The sequence below is a fragment of the Corynebacterium lipophiloflavum DSM 44291 genome (assembly GCF_000159635.1).
Taxonomy (GTDB): Bacteria; Actinomycetota; Actinomycetes; order Mycobacteriales; family Mycobacteriaceae; genus Corynebacterium; species Corynebacterium lipophiloflavum.
This window is the reverse complement of the sequence record NZ_GG667193.1, coordinates 52028-55234: the sequence shown is the minus strand read 5'-3', so window position 1 is coordinate 55234 and position 3207 is coordinate 52028. Positions and strand designations below refer to the sequence as shown.

At 61.1% G+C, this 3207-nt stretch carries 2 protein-coding genes and 3 pseudogenes; 2 read left to right on the top strand and 3 right to left on the bottom strand.

The genetic code is table 11. The annotated features are described in order from the left end of the window. Both HMPREF0298_RS11815 and HMPREF0298_RS06945 read right to left on the bottom strand, forming a co-directional pair. A pseudogene (locus tag HMPREF0298_RS11815) lies at nucleotides 1-211 on the bottom strand (UDP-galactopyranose mutase); the annotation flags it as partial. A gap of 191 nt (nucleotides 212-402) precedes the next feature. Further along, entirely contained in the window at nucleotides 403-975 is a 573-nt protein-coding gene (locus HMPREF0298_RS06945; protein ID WP_040422866.1) for a TetR/AcrR family transcriptional regulator, read from the bottom strand. A 74-nt stretch (nucleotides 976-1049) separates the two neighbouring features. On the opposite strand from HMPREF0298_RS06945, the gene HMPREF0298_RS06940 reads away from it, so the two are divergent. After that, nucleotides 1050-1724: a GAP family protein gene (locus tag HMPREF0298_RS06940; protein WP_006840425.1), complete on the top strand. Its 675-nt coding sequence runs from the start codon at nucleotides 1050-1052 to the stop codon at nucleotides 1722-1724. A gap of 3 nt (nucleotides 1725-1727) precedes the next feature. On the opposite strand, the pseudogene HMPREF0298_RS12705 reads toward HMPREF0298_RS06940, so the two are convergent. Then, nucleotides 1728-1925: pseudogene (locus HMPREF0298_RS12705) on the bottom strand (UDP-galactopyranose mutase); the annotation flags it as partial. Here HMPREF0298_RS12705 and HMPREF0298_RS06935 point away from each other — a divergent pair. Beyond that, a pseudogene (locus HMPREF0298_RS06935) lies at nucleotides 1925-3043 on the top strand (DUF3387 domain-containing protein); the annotation flags it as partial. The pseudogenes HMPREF0298_RS12705 and HMPREF0298_RS06935 sit on opposite strands and share 1 nt — an antisense overlap. Between the last annotated feature and the right edge of the window lie 164 nt (nucleotides 3044-3207).

The window sequence follows — 3207 nt, the reverse complement described above, 5'->3', positions numbered from 1 at the left end:
GCTCGGCCATCTTCTCCAGCCAGGCGGCGTAGCCCTCGACGGGCAGGCCCTCCCAGGTGTCGTTGAAGTAGCGGTTGTTGAAGGTGTAGCGCACGGGCAGGCGCGAGATGATCTCCGGCGGCAGGTCGGTCGGGTCGGTCTGCCACTGCTTGGCGGTGTAGTGCTTGACAAAGGCGTCGTACAGCGGCTTGCCGATCAGCGCGATGCCCCGTCCTCCAGAGTGTCGCGATAGGCAAGGAATCTCTTTAGGTTGCGAATGTAGGTGATGTCGAGGAGCTCGGCACCACCGTACCGACCGGAGTCAGCGTTGAAGTCCTCAATGACGCTGACGCAATGAGGGCACTGGTGGTGGACGAAAATTTCATCAGCATGCGTCTGCATGTGCCCGACGATACAAGGAAGTTAAACGCCGAAAATCAACCGCAGGCCGTCGCGGAGGTCCCCGACAACACGATCCGCCTCCGAAGCGGGTGCCCCCAAATTGTCGATCGTCAAGCCGTTCACCAACGCCGTGACCAGTCGCGCCTTTCGCTCAGCTTGGTCCACGTCGCCCAGTGCCTCTACGACCGTTTGCTGGAAGCCGCGGAGCACCTGACTGTAAAGGTCGGCAATCCACTCGCGCGTTGCTGACGCGGAGCCGTAGGTAACCCACATCGCCGCGTCCTCGAGACGCTCGCCGCCAAGGGGGAGAAGTTCAGATAGCCGCACCACCCAGGCCTCGAATTCATCGTCGGGCACTTCTGCCCCGACCACGCGGGCGTTCTGCCGCTGAATGGAGCGGATGAACGCGTGAGCAAGCAGGGTCTCTTTGTTCGGGGCGTGGTACTGCACGGATCCCGCCGCGAATCCGGATTGTTTGGCCACTTCGCGCACGCTGGCTGCGTCAAGGCCCCGCGACGCGATGATGCGGATGGTCGCATTCGCAACGGCAGCGGACGATTCCGAGAACTGGTGGTCCAACGAGAACTTGTTCATGGTTGCACACCAGCCTAGCCCGCCGTACATTCGTAAGGGTCCCTTACGTTCGTACGACAAAGAAAGCGCACGCTATGCAGTCCCTCCTTCCGCTCGTCGGTCTGGCCCTGCTCGACAGTTTGAGCATCGGCACCCTGGTCATCCCGTTGGCACTCATTCTCCTATGGCGAAACGTGCGCGTGCCCGCGCTCGCTGCGTACCTCCTCACCGTCGCGGCAGTGTACTTCGCCCTTGGAGTGGCCATGCTCCTGGGGTTCACCGGCCTCAGCTCGTACGTAGAACGAATCACCGACACCCCCGCTTTTCCCTGGATCACGTTGATCCTCGGCGCGATTCTGGCCGCCTACGGAATCTTCGGACCCGATCCAGTCAAACCTACGCCGGGTGAACTGCCGAAACAGCTGAACAAGCCCATTCAAACCAGCCTGCCCAAGATGGTCCTCTTGGGCTTAGGCGCTTCGCTGACAGAAGCGGCGACGATGCTGCCCTACATCGCAGCGATGGGAATCATCAGCGACTGGGATGCGCCGATGGCGGGACAAGTAGCAGCCATCGCCATATACTGCGGCGTCATGATTGTACCGACGGTGATTCTGGCGGCGATCGCTCTCGTGGCCGGGCAGAAATTCTTCCCCCGCCTCGAGAAGGCCGTTCCCCGCCTTCAGTACGAGGCCAAGGTGACTCTGCTCTGGATCGCGGCGATCGTCGGCATCTACATGGTCGTCAACAGCGTGGGCGCGCTCCGCTAACCGCTAGTGCCCGCGCAGCTGGTCGATGGGCTTGCCGCCCTCGAAGTAGAGGCGGACATGGTTGTCGAAGACGGAGAGGGCGACGCCAATGGCCATGTGCATCTCCAGGTACTGGTAGGTGCCCAGACGGCCACCGAAGAGGACCTTGTTGTCGCGAAACGCGGCGGCGGCGAGGCGTCGATAAGCTTCTAGCTTCGCGCGGTGGGCTGTTGGTGGCGTACGCGCCGCTCATCGATAACCTCCAGGCGGCCATCGCCGAGTTCACCAAGAGCTCGTCCACCGGGGATGAAAAGGTGATCGGCCAAAACATCGAGGAAGCGCTGGTGATCGTGCGTGGGTTCGTCGAGAAGCTCAACGCCCTCACTGGTGAAGAATGGCGCAAGCTCGAAGCCATCGGCGAGCAACGCCAAGCGCGCCTGCAGTTGCTGGCCAAATTACGTAATCCGCACACGGTTGATGAGAACGAGCGCTACCCGCTGGCAAAGGAGTTCAACTCCACCGCCGGCAAGTTGGCCAGGGCGTGGGCGCTTGCGTCCGGGAGCCCGAATGCCAACGAGTACCGCTCCGACGTTCGGTTCTACTCGGACGTGCGCAACCAGCTGATCAAGATGGAAGCCGCCGATCGCCGGGCTAACGGGGAGCCGCTGAGCGAGGAGATCATCACCTTGCTCAGCCAACTCGCCGTGGACTCCACGGCGTCCTCGCAGGTGATCGACGTTTACGGTGAGATCGGCCGCGAGCTACCCAACCTGCAGGACCTGAACATCGAGGCACTCAATCTCAGGTCCAGGGACGAATCCGAGACCGCATTGCTAATCGACGCCCTCCGGCGCGACCTCCTCCAAGAATCCCGCAACGCCACCGGAAATAACGAGGTACGAGCCAAGCAGTTCTCCGAGCGCATCCGCGAACTGATGAACCGGTACACCAACCAGCAACTCACCTCCGCGGAAGTGATCGCCGAACTCATCGAGCTGTCCAAGGAAATCGTCGCGGAGAGCAATCGCGGTGAACAGTTCAGCCCACCCTTAAGCAACGACGAGCTCGCGTTCTACGACGTGATGGACACCAACGGGTCTGCCGGCGAATTGCTCGAAGACGACGTTCTGGCGCAGATCGCCCGCAAACTGGTGACCGCCCTTCGGCGCGACGCTAAAACGGACTGGACAGTACGCGACGACGTCCGCGCCAAACTGCGCCGCTCCATCAGAACCCTCCTGCGCAAGCACAAGTACCCGCCGGAACAGCGCAACGAAGCCGTCGTGCTAGTGCTCGAGCAGATGGAGCGGTTTGCTCCACGGTGGTCGGAGGCAGCGTGATGGATAGAATTGAACCGATTCCTCCCGCGCCAAAGGCACAAGCTGAAGAAATCATCACTCTGCGCCAGATTGAAGCCATCAGAGTGAAACTTCGACTTTTTGACCGTCAGTTGGAAGCTAGCGCTCAAGCAGCAGCATCAGGAACCCCGCAGGAGTTAGCTTTT

Excerpts from the sequence above, each read along its gene's own strand:
- HMPREF0298_RS06945 (WP_040422866.1), bottom strand. The coding sequence starts at position 975 with ATGAACAAGTTCTCGTTGGACCACCAGTTCTCGGAATCGTCCGCTGCC.
- HMPREF0298_RS06940 (WP_006840425.1), top strand. The coding sequence starts at position 1,050 with ATGCAGTCCCTCCTTCCGCTCGTCGGTCTGGCCCTGCTCGACAGTTTG.